A 15,846-nucleotide genomic window follows, 5' to 3' on the forward strand; every position below is an offset into this window, starting at 1 on the left:
GCTATTTACTGATAAGTTGCTAGTGCATTGATATTAAGTGCTCTGATAGAATCCCAGTCACTGTCTTTTGCGTTGACTAAGTTAGGGAAACCTAAATTACGAAGTAGAGCACGTCCTTTTTCGGTAGTATTTAAATCAAGTAGTGCCATCTTAATATCATTGACAATTTTAGGATCAATATCACCTCGATAAGCGAATGCATGGGGTGTGTAACCTTTACTTGTCCATAATACTTTTAACTGATTACGTACCGCTTCCGGCGTATTATTGAAGGTTCGAATCACGCCGCCTCCTGCAATAAAAAATCCTTTTGCAACATTAAGATATACAGAATCGTGCGAGGAAACAAACTGTGTATCAAAATGAATGTTTTCACTGGACAACTCTGCACTAGTCACTAGTGTAGCAGCGAACGCAGCGGGGGATGGGAAGGCAATCGTTTTTCCATCTAATTCTTGAATTGATTTGATTGGCGTATCTTTTCTTACCACCAAAATACCTTTTAGCTGTTTATTACCTTGACGCAGCATGGCTTGATAATTAGCTCGATCATGGAATACAACATAGTGGTAAGGGTTCATATAAGCAAAATCATACTCACCATTGGCCAACCTTTGCTCAAACTCAGGGATGTCTTTGGCAGTACGAAATTGCACGTTATACCCGGTTTTTTCAGAAAGATATTTAAGCAGTGGTCCCCAACTTTTTACCAGTTCAATAGCGGATTGTTGTGGCACGATCGCAAATGAAATGTGCTGAGCAGAGACGGGAGTCACGATTAAACAACACACTAACCACCACAATACTTTCATGTTTCATCCTCGATATTATGTTCGCTACTTATATAGATTAGTGCATGTGTCAGTGTTTTTCTTGGTTTGCCAATAAGATAAAGCCAAGTAATGTGGCTGTGCTAACGTTTATTGTCAAAATTCACTCAAAGCGAAAGGACTGTGCTACTTTTTGCGCTGTTAGTACTACTCGTCGGTGCGTTGGAAAATACCATAAGCAATTGTCTGCCACTGTTGGTGTATCAGTTGTTGATGCCGCCAATGAAAAGTTCGCGGTGTAATTTCTGATAGGCAGATTTGATTGGCAAGGTGCTCTTTATCATAGAAGTCTTCAATAACCTCATTGTTTGCTGCGTAACCGATGCGGGTATGAGTGTCGTTGTTAAGTGGATCGCACCACTGCACATGCCACTGCTCGGTTTCAGGATTGTAGCTACGTAGCGTTGTTGCTTTATATGAGTGACTGTTTGTTGAGGAGCATTCATTGATAGTCGGCGTTATTAGCCATACATCTTGAATGGCTTGCCCTTCTAATACCCAAGCAATATCTATCGTTATATTCAAACTCGATGAACCGTCTGTCTCTGAACGTATGTTCCCTTGCCATGAGCCGATAAACCGCCCGTAAAGGTGCTTTGCTGCAAGATGGGGTTGGGACGCAATAGGGGAGTAAAGCGCTTTGATCATCGAATTATCGATATCACACATAAGTTAATCCTTTGGTTTTATATACCCAAGTCACCTTAAGATACTGTTTTAGCGGAATGTATACGCGCTTACGAAAGGCACTGATTTGAAGATAGAGTCATACAACGCTTAAAATCTATCATTCTATTATCAAGGTAAAAAAACGTATGAAACGTGATATGAAATAGAACTTGGAATGATGAGTGATAGCAAAACTGGCAAAGATTAAGGGAACAAAGCCCTTTGATTTGAATGCAAGCTCCATATCGTGGTGAGTCGATATATAAAAACATCGGCGCTTAGCGCCGATGTTCGAGTGGTAATGCATCTATTTTTATTGTTTTGTTACTGAACGTTGTCAGTGAATGGTTTGGAACACTTATACGTGAATGGTACTGTCTTTAGGATTAACTGCACCACTTGCTGCTTTTTGGCCGCCAGTAGAGCCAGGGTAATCAGTTGAAGCAACACTGACGATGTTGAAATCTGGGTAAGAGTTTGCACCATGTTCCGCAAAATCTAGACCGTTCATTTCTTCTTCTTTAGTAACACGCATTCCGATGGTGAGGTCGATACATTTGAATAGAATCAAACCGGTACCAAATGCCCAAATAAAGCAAGCGATAATACCTATTAATTGCACGCCAACGACTGACCAAGAGAAACCACCCATATCGAAGATACCAGCAGCTAATGTACCCCAAGCACCACACACACCGTGCGCCGAAACCGCACCGACTGGATCGTCAACTTTAATACGATCAAAGAACTGAACAGAAAGGACAACCAATACACCAGCGACAATACCGATAATAACAGCTGACAGTGGTGATACGTTTGCACAACCTGCAGTAATACCTACTAAGCCGGCAAGTGCCCCATTGAGAGTCATACCCACATCACTTTTACCAAATTTCATCCAAGTAAATAGCATGGCTGAAACGGAACCAGCAGCTGCTGCAAGGGTTGTAGTGACAGCGATAGCGGCGATAGATGTGTCCCCAGTTGTGGTTGAGCCAGGGTTAAATCCGTACCAACCGAACCACAGTAAGAAAACGCCAAGTGCAGCTAATGGGATGTTATGACCAGGAATTGGGCGAGGTTTACCATCTTTGGTGTATTTACCAAGACGTGGGCCAACCACAATCGCGCCAGCCAGTGCTAACCAACCGCCAACGGAGTGAACGACTGTAGAGCCGGCGAAATCGATGAAGCCTAGGCCTTCTAACCAACCGCTACCGTGGTATAAGCTACCCCAAGCCCAGCTACCAAAGATAGGATAAATCAGCGCAGAGACAAAAACGGAATAAATAAGGTAAGCGCTAAATTTAGTACGTTCTGCTACAGCACCTGAAATAATAGTGGCTGCTGTTGCACAGAATACAACTTGGAACATCCAAAATGCGAAATTCCATGGTGCGTCATCACCGGTTGCACCGCTGAAGAAAAAATCAGACGTACCGAAGTATCCGTTAGTGGTGCCGAACATTAAGCCGAAACCAATCGCCCAAAACGCTAATGAACCGATACAAAAGTCCATCATGTTTTTCATCATAATGTTCGCTGCATTTTTGGCACGAGTAAGCCCAGTTTCCACCATGGCAAATCCGGCTTGCATTAGGAACACTAGAAATCCAGCTATCAGTGTCCATACAAAGTTCAGGTTGTTCTGCACTGCATCTGCGGTAATTGGATCGTCTGCGGCCATCGCAGCGACTGGCAGACAGAGCAGGCAGCCGACTAACATCCTGTTAAAAACGATTTTCATATTTTATAGCCTCTCTACTGATATATAAAAAGTGTTCGTTCAAATGATAGGTAATTAGCACGCATGCATAGTTGATTCCCAACTTGTGTCAAATAGAAAATAAAAAACAAAATAAATATTTTAAAAATAATTTACATTTTTTAACTTAATGAAAAATAAAAGAATAAAAATTCACCTAGGAATATATTTTTTGGTGCAATACACCTTTTTATTGGACCAATCTCACTATTTTTTGGGGTCTTATGAATGCTAATGCACAAAGTGGGTGCATTTTTGTTCAGTTATGGACGAAATTGGGGAGACACTAAAATAGTGTGATTTTACTGTGGGATAGACCTAGAGGGTGCTTTATCTTGGCGCAGTAGATTGTGCCGTTTGAACAAAAAAGAGTCGAATTAGAGAGATATATAGCACAAGGTGCAGGTGAGATAGGCAAACGCCTGATTAAGAGCTAGATCATAGGAATTACAGAAGGTGCGGTTTAGCATTGCGGATCATGATATGCTCTCCTCACGAATAGATGGTTGATGCCATTGCCTTTATCAATTGAGCCTTGGGCGAATACATTCGTTATCGGCTTACGTTACGCACAGAATTTTGCATGAAACTTCCCTGTTCCGGGCAGCTCCTTTAATTCTACATGTGACAATTTGATAGTCATCATTGGCATGGTGTAATTTGGTTTTGTAACCGGTTACGTTAAAAGCCACGGACATAGATAATTTAATACCCATCCTAAAGGTAGGAGTGAATACATGACGGTTAAAGCAGTCGCTGTTGATATGGACGGCACGTTTCTCAACCCAAATCAGAGTTACGATAAAGCTAGGTTTAATGATTTATATCAGCAACTTAAATTGCAAAACATCGAATTTATCGTGGCCAGTGGTAATCAATATTACCAGTTGGCTTCACATTTCCCAGACATCGTTGACGACATTTCCTACGTAGCAGAAAACGGGGCGTTACTGTATTTACATGGTCAAGAATTGTTCCATGGTGAGATGAGCCAAGACGTGTTGACCAAGGTTTATGACATTTTAGATGCCGATCCGACCATAGACTATGTTGCTTGTGGACTCAATGGTGCCTATATGCTGCCACGAGTCAGTAAAGAGTTTGCTGACATTGCTACTCACCATTACGCTCGCCTCAATACCGTAACAGATATCCGTGCTATACAAGACGTGATGTTTAAGTTTTCGATTAAGACAACCGTTGAACATGCTGATGAACTGATTGGTGAACTGAACGGAAAGTTAGGGGACGTTGTACATACAGTCTCTAGTGGGTTTGGCTTTATTGATTTAATTATACCGGGACTACATAAAGCAAATGGCCTAACTAAAGTGCTGAATAAAATGAACATCTCTCCTGAAGAATGCGTCGCGATAGGGGATAGCCTTAACGATAAAGAAATGCTTGAACTGGTGGGGTATTCATTTGCAATGGGAAATGCGGCGGAAAAAGTCAAAGCCGTTGCCAAATACCAGACTGAATCAAATAGTGAAGATGGCGCGCTTAATGTGATCGAAAAAATTGTACATGGTGATGCGCCGTTTAATCGTCAATAAAGTGTTATCTGCTCTGCTCTTTAGAATTTAAATACGCAGACCTGTCTGCGCCCCAAGTGACCTTAAGATGTCGGTTTAGCGAGAATGTGTTCGCTCTAACTCCTGCATCTTGAGGTCATTTGGGTATTATCCCTCCGCAATAAATATTAAACCCACCATCATTGATATTTCTAATAGCGTGTTTCTATTGGTTGTTGCTCGAAACTGTTATGTGCATCAAGTTTATGAGCTCTTTTTAGAATCTTACCTCTATTTTTTATGCAGAACTGATCTTCTCAACTATTCTCTTCGAATAAATGCCGTAATTCAGAGGGTTGCCTAAATATTATCGGTAGTTAGTTTAGGCGGATACGCAGGGTATTCTAGGTGTTCCCATTAATCAATACGTCACTCTATCGATTACAGAGGCCAGGAATTGTTGTATCAAGTGTGCACCAGAAATAGCGGCTTTATCGGGAATTTTGTTCCAAAGGATGAAAATAGCCATTTAATTATCCAGTTGGGTAATTAAATGGTGTGAGTCATGTTTTTACAATGAGTTTAACTTAATACAAAAAAGCACTTTTATATGAATTCTTCTGTTTGCTTATTGATTGAAATAATGCTGCAGCTCGGTAATACGATGGCATCGGAGTTATGAACTGTATGGTAATTCGTGTGAATGTTAGGTCTACGCTATTAATGATGAGTGGTTGTCTATTGAGTCCACTTACACAGGCGAAAAGTGAAACATTGGAACAAACGGGTGATATTTTGCAGTGGGCTATTCCGGCTGGTGCTGGATTTATCTCCGCAGCTAAGTGGGACGGTGAAGGGTTGGGGCAATTATTGGAAGGGGCACTGTGGACATCGCTTTCAACCCACGTACTCAAAGTAGCCATTAATGCTGAACGACCGAATGGTCGTGATTATAGTATGCCTTCAGGGCATACATCAGCAGCAGTGCAAGGGGCAGCCTATTTACAATTTCGCTATGGTTGGGAATATGGCGTGCCCGCTTATGCTTTAGCAGGGGTAGTGGGCTACTCTCGTGTTGACAACAAATATCACTATTGGCGTGATGTAGCAGCTGGCGCTGCTCTGGCTACCGCAATCCAGTATGCAATAACGGTTCGCGGCGCAAGTATTGCTAATCTTGCTGTCGCTCCCACGTTTGATGGCGATAGTGTCGGCGTTTTTGCATCGATGAATTTCTGATGTCAATCTCAGTGATAATAAGCATATAGTGGTATAACGTTTTCGTGCAAATGGAAAAACAAAGGCATCGCTTAGGTGTGAAAGGGACAGTATGAAAAAACTTTTGTTAACGACATTAATGGTGGTTGTGTCTGCTCCAGTAATGGCAGATTCATGGATTTACGGTGGTGTTTCTGCTGGTAGCTCTGAATTTAGAGATGATAATTCCATTGCCCACTCATTTTTTGTAGGAACAGGGATCATGCCTTGGGTTGGTCTTGAAGGGGGATACGCTGATTTTGGTAAGTTTGATTTAGGTGGAGGAAAAGTCTGGACTGAATCTGTCTATGGAGCGATTAAACCTAACTTAAATTTCGGACCATTACAGCTTTATGCGAAAGTTGGCTTGAACTCTTGGGTGACTGAAGGGGATGATGATACCAGCTACGACGATGATGATGGTTTAGATGCGATGTGGTCCGTCGGTGTTGATTACACGTTTATGGGCCCGGTAGCTTTAGGGTTGGAATACAGTAACTACACTATTGGAGATCACGATTTGAACACGATTAATGTCACAGCGACTATCTATATGTTCTAAAACCTTTCTATGTTGCTACGCGTGGTCATCTGATCAATATGAATAAGGCGAATCTTTCGATTCGCCTTATTGGGTTTTACATGACATAGACAATCATGAATTGACGACTTAGCTATGTGCTTCTTGTAATGATTCATCCAAGGCGCCCACTAGCCAGTCAATATCTTGTGTTTGGAATGCAAGAGGTGGACGCAATTTTAAGACGTTTCCATGAGGACCTGCGACTGAGGTTAATACACCTTTATCACGTAGTCGTTCAATGAGATCGAGTGCCAACGCTTTATTGGGTGCTTTGCTCTCTTTATCGGTGACGAGTTCAAAACCAATAAATAACCCCGCACCACGTACATCGCCAACGCATTCATAACGATCAGTGAGTTTACTTAATTCACCTTTTAGCTGATTGCCTACCGTTAAACTATGTTGTTGCAGTTCTTCAGTGCGAATCACGTCTAACACGGCTTCAGCTGCCGCCATGGCAACCGGGTTACCACCAAAGGTATTAAAGTACGGGATTTGATCGCTAAAGGCGGCTAACACATCGGCTTTAGCAAATAGTCCTGAAACAGGAATACCGTTGCCCATAGGTTTACCTGTGGTCACAACATCCGGCACGATATCATGGCGGGCAAAGCCCCAAAAGGCTTCACCGGTACGAGCAAACCCTGGCTGAACTTCATCAGCAATAAAAATGCCACCATTTTGGTGAACGACATCAATCGCAGGTTTGAGGAAGCCTGGCTCTCCAGGTAACACGCCGTCAGATGAGAAGATAGAATCAGCTAGGAAGCCAGCAAATTTAATTCCGTTGGCTTTCATATCATCGATCTGCATTTGCATTTGCTGTGCAAACCAAGCACCCACATCTTTGCCTGCTAATCGGTAATGATCGGGTGTGGCGATTAAACGTGTTGTCGCAGCCAGCGGTTGACCAGAACCTAATGCTGGTGAGCAACCAGAAGTCAGTTGACTTGTTCCGTGATAGGCTTCTTGAGACACAATGATCCCGGTACCACCGGAATAGGATTGAGCCACACGGATAGCCAAGTCATTCGCTTCGGAACCAGTACACATGTACATGGCTTTGTTTACTGCTTGTGGCATTGTTCCCAAAATGTCTTCGCTGTAATTTAAGATGCGTTCATGCAGGTAGCGGGTATGGGTATTTAGACTACGCATTTGTTGATTAACCGCTTCAATCACTGCTGGGTGACAATGACCAATGCTGGCAACGTTGTTGTACACGTCAAGGTATTTTTTACCGCTGGCATCCCAAAGGTATTGGCCTTCACCTTTTACGAGATGAACTGGGCGACGATAGAATAAGCGGTACGATTCGCCCAATAAACGCTCGCGTTTATCCGTTAAAGCGCGTGTTTCGTTATCAAGTGAGTCCGCGTCTTCGGCGCGAAAACTGTTGGTATCCATGATAGTTGAACGTACGACCATAAGTCCTCCGGTCTTTAAATCAGTCACTGGCGCATTGGGCGTCGTGAGAAGTGGTGCGTAACTCGTGACCTTGTCACGGGTTACGCTAGTTAATAAATTATTGAATCAGAGTGTTCATCGTTATTGATTCGCTGCTGCCAGTTCGGCATCTGCCGCATCTTTGCGCTGCGCATGAGTAGTTAGGAAATAGCCGTAGCCAACGGCCATCATGGCGGCAAAAATGATGGCGATAATAGGGTTAAACCATACCATTGCAATCAGACAAACGACTGACAGTGCTAGCGCAATAGCCGGTACAACAGGGTATCCTGGCGCTAGGTAGCTGCGTTTCATGTTCGGTTCTGAGCGGCGAAGTTTGAACAGGCTTAACATACTCATGATGTACATGACGATGGCGCCAAATACGGCCATGGTGATCATCGCTGCGGTTAAACTCATACCTTGTAGGTTAATCACACCATCACTAAAGATGGCGATAATGCCGATAACACCACCGGTGAAAATTGCGCGGTGCGGTGTTTTAAATGCCGACAGTTTGCTTAGACCTGCAGGGAGGTAACCGGCACGCGACAAAGCGAAGAATTGACGTGAATAGCCCAAGATGATGCCATGAAAACTTGCGATTAAACCAAATAAGCCAATCCAAACCAGCATATGTAGCCAACGTGAGTTATCACCCACGACCATCTTCATCGCTTGAGGTAGAGGATCGTTAATGCCAGATAAAGCTTGCCAATCACCCGCACCACCTGCAAAGATCATCACGCCAATGGCGAGAACGACAAGCGTTAAGATACCAGTGATATAGGCAACTGGGATGGTGCGTTTCGGATTTTTAGCTTCTTCAGCGGCCATAGCAGCCCCTTCAATGGCAAGGAAAAACCAAATAGCAAATGGAATCGCAGCGAAAATGCCAGTGATCGCGGCACCACCAAAGTGATCAAATCCAGCCCAGCCTTTTGCTGTGAAGTTTGCCATACTGAAATCTGGAGCCACGACACCCATAAAAATTAGCAGCTCTATGACGGCGAGCACTGTCACACATAGCTCAAATGTGGCAGCCAGTTTAACGCCCAAACAATTGAGCGCCATAAATACAACGTAGGCTCCGACAGCGGCAAGTTTTGGATCTAAGTTAGGATATTGAACGTTGAGGTAAGCACCAATTGCCATCGCAATCGCAGGCGGTGCAAACACGAATTCGATTAGAGTAGCAAGTCCTGCAATCAATCCACCGGTGTCGCCAAAGGCGCGGCGACTATAGGCAAAAGGCCCACCCGCTTGAGGTATCGCTGCTGTTAATTCGGTAAAACTGAAGATAAAGCAGGTGTACATTGTAGCAACGATAGCGGTCGTAATTAAAAAGCCAAGTGTGCCTGCGACACCCCAGCCATAACTCCAGCCAAAGTATTCACCGGAAATCACTAAGCCAACGGCAATGGCCCAGAGATGAATTGTCCCTAATGTGGGTTTGAGTTTTTCTGTCATTGCGAGTCTCCATTTCGTGTTGAGTGCTGCGTATGGTGATAACCTCTCCATCGGTTACCTACGTCAGCGTAATGACCTTTTCATCTTGCTTAGCCAGACAGAAAAAAACTTGACCTGAAAAGAACCATTCGTTCATTTCAGGTCAACTTTGTTACTCAGTTGACTTGAAGTGTTCACGAATCAGATTTATTGGTTATTTCAAGTCAAGCCAAGTGAAGGTGGTTCGCTTCATGCTAATGATGAATCAATAAATGAGGGATGATTAGCCATGTTGACGGAACAAAAATCACCGCTAAAACCACACGAAATAAATGAAGCTGAGCAATACGATACCTTGACTGATGAGCAAGTGATTGCTTTGGCACAGATTGTTATCAATCGCTATGGACCAGACCAGCAGGGAGAGATTTCTTTGTTGTGTCGATCTGAAAATGCGACGTTAAAAGTACAAACGGATACAACCCAATACGCACTGCGTATTCACCGCCCCAATTATCACGATAAACAAGATATCCAAAGTGAACTTCATTGGCTTAATGCGCTACAAGAGTGCGGTATGGTGGTGCCTAATGCGGTCGCAGATGCCAACGGTATTTTGGTGCAAGAAGTACAAGTTGATACCAATGAAACCCGTTATGCGGTGTTATTTGAGTGGATTGCTGGCGAAGAGCCGACCACCGATGTTGATCCCAAAGCGTTCGAGGAATTAGGACGAATCATGGCCCGCTTGCATCGTCAGGCCATTCATTGGCAGCGACCCACTGAGTTTAAGCGTATTGTTTGGGATCATGAATCGATGGTGGGGAACAGAGGCCACTGGGGGCGATGGTATGCCGTTGAAGGTTTAACGGCTCAGGACATTCCGATCGTTAATCGAGTTTTGGAGGATGTGGCGCAAAAACTGAAATTTTACGGTAAGGCACCTGATCGTTACGGTTTAATTCACGCTGATTTACGTTTAACCAATCTTTTACTTCACCCAGACGGCACGCGTGTGATCGATTTTGACGATTGTGGCCTTGGTTGGTTTATGCATGATGCGGCAGCGACTGTCAGCTTTTTTGAGCATCACCCAAATATGGCTCAATGGATGGATGCTTGGTTAACGGGTTATCAATCGATACGTCCGTTAACCACCCATGATATCAATATTTTGCCGGTCATGATTATTCAGCGCCGTATTCAATTAATGGCTTGGGTAGGTTCGCATCAACAAACAGACATGGCTCAGAGTTTAGGAAGTCACTGGGTGCGTGAAACCATGCGTTTGTGTGAGGAATATTTGGCTGACCAAACACAGTTACTGCGTAAAGCTGGGTAAGCTATCGAATCGACTGAGCCAATGGGGCTGAAAGAGGTATAACATGCACAATGGGTGTGCATGTTATTCCCATTTATAGGGAAGTCGGTAAATAATGGCGCAGACGTATTTTTCTAACTCTTTGAATATATGAAAATTTTATGGTGGCGTGTTTCTTGCAATGCACCAATAATGTGCCACAAAGAGCTGAGAAAGCGTCATGGAACCATTAAGCATTACGTCTAATCACGTTGTTGATGCGATGCATCTGGGAGCCAAAGCAAACCAAGGTGTTTTGGCTGCCGCAGCAACGGGTCTTGAATCCTTCATTTTACAAAATGGGGGAGATATCGATACGATATTGGGACGTAGTGGGGTTAATCCAGAAATTCTGCAGCAACCCACATCCAGTTTAAGGCTCGCCAATTATTGCCAAGTGTTGGAGCAAGCGGCTCAACAAACAGGTTTTGAACACTTTGGTTTATATTACGGCAAGCAGTTTATGCCACAACAGCTCGGATTAATCGGTTATATTGGCTTATGTTCTGCAACCGTTGAAGAAGCGCTGAAAAACCTTACTCGGGCGTTTCATTGGCATCAACACGACACATTTACTCAACTGGTAGATTTAAAAGATGCGTGGCGTTTTGATTATCAAATTCGTCATGGCGCGATATTAACGCGACGTCAAGATGCGGAACTAACCATGGGTATGGTATTGAATTTGGTACGTCAGGGCGCGGGTGCTATCTGGGCGCCAAGAGAAGTACATTTTGAACACCCATCACCCGGTAATTGGCACGAGCACTGTAAAGTATTTGATGCACCTGTTTATTTTAATCAACCGTTTAATTCAATAATCATTCCCAAGTCTGTGTTACAGCGACCGATGCCCAATCATGACCCTTTGTTGTTGCAATTAATGCTTGAAGCACTTAAAAAATTAAACGTTAGTGAGCCACAGCAGAGTGTGGTGGAGCAAGTGAAATCAACCATTCAACTGAGCCTACCTAGCGGTGAGCCTGAAATGGAGCAAGTCGCGGACCAAATGGGCTATTCACGTTTGACGCTGCAACGCCGTCTAAAACAAGAGGGGGTGACCTTTCGTCAGTTGTTAGAATCGGTGCGCTGTGAAATGGCAACCAGTTATTTGCAACAACCAAAATTGCCGATCACTGAAATGGGGCTGTTGCTTGGTTATTCGGAAACGAGTGCGTTCTCGCGAGCTTTCCGCCGCTGGTTTGGTGTGAGTCCAAGCCAATACCGCAAAGGTGATTGAGTTACGTTATACCTAAATGACGTCGATTATCGTTCAACTCTCATTTTTGACATCCGTATATTTTGAACGGGATAGCTTTATCGATGTTATGAGTGGGGGGAGTGGACGTGGGGGTAAAAGAGGTGAGCAAGTCACCTCTTTCTATTTTTCTTTAACGGAGATGTAAACAGCCATATCAAACTATTTAAGAGAAAATCTGCTATTTTTCGGTTACTTGGATTTGAGCCGCAGGTTGATTTTTGCGGGTGATCCATTTACTCGTTACGAAATCAAAAAATTGGTAAGTGGCGACACCTTTCCCTTCTTTTTCATTGAGCGTCAAGCTGATTAGCTTAAAGATGCACGGGTCTGCAGGGCCGATACCATCTTGTAACTTTCTATGGCTGTTATCGTAAAAATAGCCATTACCAGCCATACGCAGCGTTTGCGTATTCTCGAATGACTCTTCACACTGATTGCCTTTGAAATAGGCTTTACACAAACATTCGTTTGCTCCTTTTGTCGTGACAATGGCGGTGCCATGTACAACGAATTCATCGGCAATCAAAAATAAGTAGCAAATCGGATCGTCAATCGCTACATCTAAAGGAGCGATGCAATAGCGCTCGAAGTTTATATTATCTGGAATGTTTACATTCATGAATCTAAGCCTTAATTACCCACCAATGTTAAACAGAGCTGTGCGTAGATGTCTTCGCATCATTGACACATTTCATAACTGCTTAATATCTGACTGTCATCATAGCGGCCCTGAAAAATTGTTCAGTATCATCTTGGTATCAAATTAATGATACTGCGTATTATAAACGTGGTTTGAGCGTTCAGAGGATAGAACGATGGTCAAATTAGGTTCTTTGTGACATTGTCACTATTTTAACGGGGCCTACCCTTATTCGGGTTATGAGGCGATTGTTAACGTATAAACCTGTATCTCTGAGTGAGAACGATGTGCTATTTGAGATTTTAGATATCAGTAAGTGAAAGTGCGCCAATCTTGCGGCTCTTCTTTACGGAGTGTTAATACTTCAGCCCCGCTCGCAGTGACTAAAATGGTATGTTCAAATTGAGCGGATAATGAGTCATCACAAGTGACCACCGTCCAACCATCTTTTAGGGTGACGACACGGTTTGTTCCCAAATTAACCACGGGTTCAATGGTAAATGTCATCCCTTCTTGGAGAACCAACCCGGTATGAGGTAACCCGTAATGCAATATTTGCGGTGCTTCGTGCAGAACTCGTCCAATACCGTGGCCACAAAATTCACGCACCACACTGCAATTGTTTGCTTCGACAAAGGTTTGGATGGCATGGCCAATATTCCCTAACTGATTACCAGGGCGTACTTGCTTAATCCCTTCCCACATTGCCTGATAGGCAATATCAGTCAGGCGGCGAGCATCCTCTTTAGCATCAGGGAAAACGTAGGTTTTATTGGAATCAACGATAAAGCCGTTTTTCTCTAAAGTAATATCGATATTAACAATGTCGCTACTAAGGATATTGCGCTCTTCGTCTGGCATGCCGTGACAAGCCACATTATTGGGCGATACATTGATAGCAAACGGATAACCATAAGCTCCAAGACTGGCAGGGCGAGCGCTCAACTCATGACAAATATACTGTTCGACTTGTTGATTAATCTCTAAAGTGTTGGCGCCAATGACCATCCATTGATCGAGTTGGGCAAAAACATCAGCCAATAACCGGCCTGATTCACGCATATGTTGAATCTCGTAACCGGTTTTGATAGAGACTTCTGGCCTCACAGGATTGTCCTTATAAATCGTATTGCTATACGTATGTATGATAATGTTTTGTTACTACAGTTTGTGAGTATAAAGTGGGACTTAACAACAAAACAATTATTATTCTTCCATATTATGACTGGCTATCAGACTCATAATGAGAACGTTAACTTGTACTACAAAATTGTTTGGCTTAAGAAAAGTTTAGGTCTAAGTTAGTAATTTGTGTAGGAAATTCTAATAAACGCAATGAACGCGGCTGCAACTCATGATGGTATTGTGTTTATGGTAGGTATCAAATGATGCGATTAATTAATATTTTTAGTAAAGGCACTTTGGTCTTAATCAGTGGTGTATTGACCAGTTTAAATGTTTGGGCGCAAGACAGTTGCCAGTTGGCAAATAATTATGATTCTTACGTACTCGCCATGAGTTGGCAGCCTGGCTTTTGTGAACATGTCTCTTACCAAGGGGTAAAGCAGGAGTGTGACCATCTTAATCAAGGTGATATTACCATTAATCACCTCACGATTCACGGGCTATGGCCAAACAAACAAGCATGCGGCATTCATTATGGCAACTGCTCTGATTCACCTTTAAATTTGAAAACTGACACGGTCAAAGCGATCGCCCCTTGGATGCCGAATTTTTACTATTCAACGTCGTTTGGTACCCATGAATGGAATAAACATGGCTCTTGTCAGAGCTTGGATGATGATGATTACTTCCTGTTAGCAAAACAGCTGGTAGAAAAATTCGATGCTAGTCATTTAGGGGACTATTTGCGTACGCATCTTGGGCAGAATGTCCAAACAAAACAAATGCGTACAGAATTAGATGCAACACTGGGTCGCCGTGTGGTGAGTCGTATGCGTTTATCGTGCAGTAAACAAGGTGCGCAACGCTATTTAACCGAAATACGGGTTCAGTTACCCAAGGTACTGAATACTCGCGGTTCGCTTGATGACTTAGTGCAAGGCGCCACTCAAGCCACTCGCTTTGCTGGAAATTGCGGCAATCGTTTTTATATAGAAGATTCAGGGCGTGAATAACATTAAAATTGCAAAGTTATATTCAAATGTATCGATGCTAATTCTCTGATATGGTGACTTTTTAACAATTTGTAACCATACCTCAGCGATCCCAAAATGCTTGACCTGCACTGGTTGAGAAAACTCTGAATCCTGTATTTTGAGATCATAGGAGTATGAATTATCTAATACAGAGAGAGTTGAATGAAAACAGCGTTAGTGACAGGGGGATCGAAAGGGATCGGGTTGCAGCTTGTACTGCGTTGGCTCGAAAAAGGCTATCAAGTTATTACTTGTTCCCAAGATAGCCGCACATGGCAGAAAGAAGTACGCGCCAATTCAGATTTAAGTCGAGTCGATTATACTGAACTGGATATTAGTGATGACACGCAGCTTATCGCATGGTTTAAAACCATTGAGGAACGCTATGGCGCGTTAGATGTGGCGGTGAATAATGCATCACCCATCTTGTCGTCCAATGGCGATTACCGGCATGTGGAATTAAGGGCATTAAAAGAGACATTGGATTTGGATTTTTGGGCACAAGCGATGTGTTTGAAATACGAATTGAACTTGATGTCAGCGGGAGCCAGCTTAGTCAATATGAGTTCCGTTAATGGATTGAGACCGACACCCAATGCATCAATGTACAGTGCGACGAAGCATGCAATTGAAGGATTAACCCGATCTTTAGCGCTCGAAAACATCAGTAGGGGCGTACGGATTAACGCTGTCGCTCCTGGAGTAACATGGACATCTCGCTGGGAACTGAAAAAGGGCGTGAATCCTAACATTCGTCAAGATGTAGAAAAAGAAGTGCCACTTAAGAGGTTTGCTCAACCTAAAGAAGTCGTGGATGCGATAGAGTTTTTACTTTCTCCGCAAGCGAGTTATATCGTTGGTCACACCTTGGTGGTTGATGGTGGCTTATCATTAGCAGGGTAGTCTCTTTAAT

General features: G+C 43.3%; 14 protein-coding genes. 7 read left to right on the forward strand and 7 right to left on the reverse strand.

Translation table 11 applies throughout. The annotated features are described in order from the left end of the window. Nucleotides 1-5: 5 nt before the first annotated feature. From I1A42_RS18885 to I1A42_RS18895, 3 genes are all read right to left on the reverse strand, one after another. On the reverse strand, nucleotides 6-812 hold the full coding sequence (locus tag I1A42_RS18885; RefSeq protein ID WP_196124428.1) for a phosphate/phosphite/phosphonate ABC transporter substrate-binding protein: 807 nt from the start codon (nucleotides 810-812) through the stop codon (nucleotides 6-8). 165 nt (nucleotides 813-977) lie between these two features. Next, the gene (locus I1A42_RS18890; protein WP_196124430.1) at nucleotides 978-1,499 is read right to left on the reverse strand and encodes a hypothetical protein; all 522 of its coding nucleotides are present in this window, start codon (nucleotides 1,497-1,499) and stop codon (nucleotides 978-980) included. Nucleotides 1,500-1,857: 358 nt separating this feature from the next. Further along, nucleotides 1,858-3,246 (reverse strand): ammonium transporter, encoded by a 1,389-nt coding sequence (locus I1A42_RS18895; RefSeq protein WP_161154602.1) that lies wholly within the window; start codon nucleotides 3,244-3,246, stop codon nucleotides 1,858-1,860. A gap of 755 nt (nucleotides 3,247-4,001) precedes the next feature. On the opposite strand from I1A42_RS18895, the gene I1A42_RS18900 reads away from it, so the two are divergent. The 3 genes from I1A42_RS18900 to I1A42_RS18910 all read left to right on the forward strand — a co-directional run bounded on the left by I1A42_RS18900 (nucleotide 4,002) and on the right by I1A42_RS18910 (nucleotide 6,597). Next, the gene (locus tag I1A42_RS18900) at nucleotides 4,002-4,820 is read left to right on the forward strand and encodes a Cof-type HAD-IIB family hydrolase (protein ID WP_196124433.1); all 819 of its coding nucleotides are present in this window, start codon (nucleotides 4,002-4,004) and stop codon (nucleotides 4,818-4,820) included. A 699-nt stretch (nucleotides 4,821-5,519) separates the two neighbouring features. Continuing rightward, nucleotides 5,520-6,017 carry a phosphatase PAP2 family protein gene (locus I1A42_RS18905; protein ID WP_230389661.1) on the forward strand — a complete coding sequence of 166 codons (498 nt, stop codon included), beginning with the start codon at nucleotides 5,520-5,522 and terminating at the stop codon, nucleotides 6,015-6,017. Between the two features lie 91 nt (nucleotides 6,018-6,108). Beyond that, a complete protein-coding gene (locus tag I1A42_RS18910; protein ID WP_161154604.1) occupies nucleotides 6,109-6,597 on the forward strand; it encodes an outer membrane beta-barrel protein in 489 nt (162 codons plus the stop codon). A gap of 108 nt (nucleotides 6,598-6,705) precedes the next feature. Here I1A42_RS18910 and I1A42_RS18915 read toward each other — a convergent pair whose 3' ends face one another. Then, a complete protein-coding gene (locus tag I1A42_RS18915) occupies nucleotides 6,706-8,046 on the reverse strand; it encodes an aspartate aminotransferase family protein (RefSeq protein WP_196124435.1) in 1,341 nt (446 codons plus the stop codon). Nucleotides 8,047-8,166: 120 nt separating this feature from the next. After that, nucleotides 8,167-9,534: an ethanolamine permease gene (gene eat / locus I1A42_RS18920; RefSeq protein ID WP_161154606.1), complete on the reverse strand. Its 1,368-nt coding sequence runs from the start codon at nucleotides 9,532-9,534 to the stop codon at nucleotides 8,167-8,169. Nucleotides 9,535-9,802: 268 nt separating this feature from the next. On the opposite strand from eat, the gene I1A42_RS18925 reads away from it, so the two are divergent. Together I1A42_RS18925 and qhpR are read left to right on the forward strand one after the other, a co-directional pair. Further along, nucleotides 9,803-10,855, forward strand: a complete 1,053-nt coding sequence (locus I1A42_RS18925; protein ID WP_196124437.1) for a phosphotransferase enzyme family protein — start codon at nucleotides 9,803-9,805, stop codon at nucleotides 10,853-10,855. A gap of 199 nt (nucleotides 10,856-11,054) precedes the next feature. After that, nucleotides 11,055-12,113, forward strand: coding sequence for an AraC-like transcriptional regulator QhpR (qhpR, locus tag I1A42_RS18930; protein ID WP_196124439.1), 1,059 nt, complete (start codon nucleotides 11,055-11,057; stop codon nucleotides 12,111-12,113). A gap of 199 nt (nucleotides 12,114-12,312) precedes the next feature. Here qhpR and I1A42_RS18935 read toward each other — a convergent pair whose 3' ends face one another. Then, a complete protein-coding gene (locus I1A42_RS18935; protein ID WP_196124441.1) occupies nucleotides 12,313-12,753 on the reverse strand; it encodes a hypothetical protein in 441 nt (146 codons plus the stop codon). Between the two features lie 330 nt (nucleotides 12,754-13,083). Then, on the reverse strand, nucleotides 13,084-13,881 hold the full coding sequence (map, locus tag I1A42_RS18940) for a type I methionyl aminopeptidase (protein WP_196124444.1): 798 nt from the start codon (nucleotides 13,879-13,881) through the stop codon (nucleotides 13,084-13,086). A gap of 278 nt (nucleotides 13,882-14,159) precedes the next feature. Between map and I1A42_RS18945 the strand changes: the two genes are divergently transcribed. Further along, a complete protein-coding gene (locus I1A42_RS18945) occupies nucleotides 14,160-14,912 on the forward strand; it encodes a ribonuclease T2 family protein (protein ID WP_196124446.1) in 753 nt (250 codons plus the stop codon). A gap of 183 nt (nucleotides 14,913-15,095) precedes the next feature. Beyond that, entirely contained in the window at nucleotides 15,096-15,836 is a 741-nt protein-coding gene (locus I1A42_RS18950) for an SDR family NAD(P)-dependent oxidoreductase (protein WP_196124448.1), read from the forward strand. The last annotated feature ends 10 nt before the right edge of the window (nucleotides 15,837-15,846 follow it).

Origin of the sequence: Vibrio nitrifigilis (assembly GCF_015686695.1) — a bacterium.
Taxonomy (GTDB): domain Bacteria; phylum Pseudomonadota; class Gammaproteobacteria; order Enterobacterales; family Vibrionaceae; genus Vibrio; species Vibrio nitrifigilis.

Coding starts and splice junctions, on each gene's coding strand:
- I1A42_RS18885 (WP_196124428.1), bottom strand. CDS start 812: ATGAAAGTATTGTGGTGGTTAGTGTGTTGTTTAATCGTGACTCCCGTC.
- I1A42_RS18890 (WP_196124430.1), bottom strand. CDS start 1,499: ATGTGTGATATCGATAATTCGATGATCAAAGCGCTTTACTCCCCTATT.
- I1A42_RS18895 (WP_161154602.1), bottom strand. CDS start 3,246: ATGAAAATCGTTTTTAACAGGATGTTAGTCGGCTGCCTGCTCTGTCTG.
- I1A42_RS18900 (WP_196124433.1), top strand. CDS start 4,002: ATGACGGTTAAAGCAGTCGCTGTTGATATGGACGGCACGTTTCTCAAC.
- I1A42_RS18910 (WP_161154604.1), top strand. CDS start 6,109: ATGAAAAAACTTTTGTTAACGACATTAATGGTGGTTGTGTCTGCTCCA.
- I1A42_RS18915 (WP_196124435.1), bottom strand. CDS start 8,046: ATGGTCGTACGTTCAACTATCATGGATACCAACAGTTTTCGCGCCGAA.
- eat (WP_161154606.1), bottom strand. CDS start 9,534: ATGACAGAAAAACTCAAACCCACATTAGGGACAATTCATCTCTGGGCC.
- I1A42_RS18925 (WP_196124437.1), top strand. CDS start 9,803: ATGTTGACGGAACAAAAATCACCGCTAAAACCACACGAAATAAATGAA.
- qhpR (WP_196124439.1), top strand. CDS start 11,055: ATGGAACCATTAAGCATTACGTCTAATCACGTTGTTGATGCGATGCAT.
- I1A42_RS18935 (WP_196124441.1), bottom strand. CDS start 12,753: ATGAATGTAAACATTCCAGATAATATAAACTTCGAGCGCTATTGCATC.
- I1A42_RS18945 (WP_196124446.1), top strand. CDS start 14,160: ATGATGCGATTAATTAATATTTTTAGTAAAGGCACTTTGGTCTTAATC.
- I1A42_RS18950 (WP_196124448.1), top strand. CDS start 15,096: ATGAAAACAGCGTTAGTGACAGGGGGATCGAAAGGGATCGGGTTGCAG.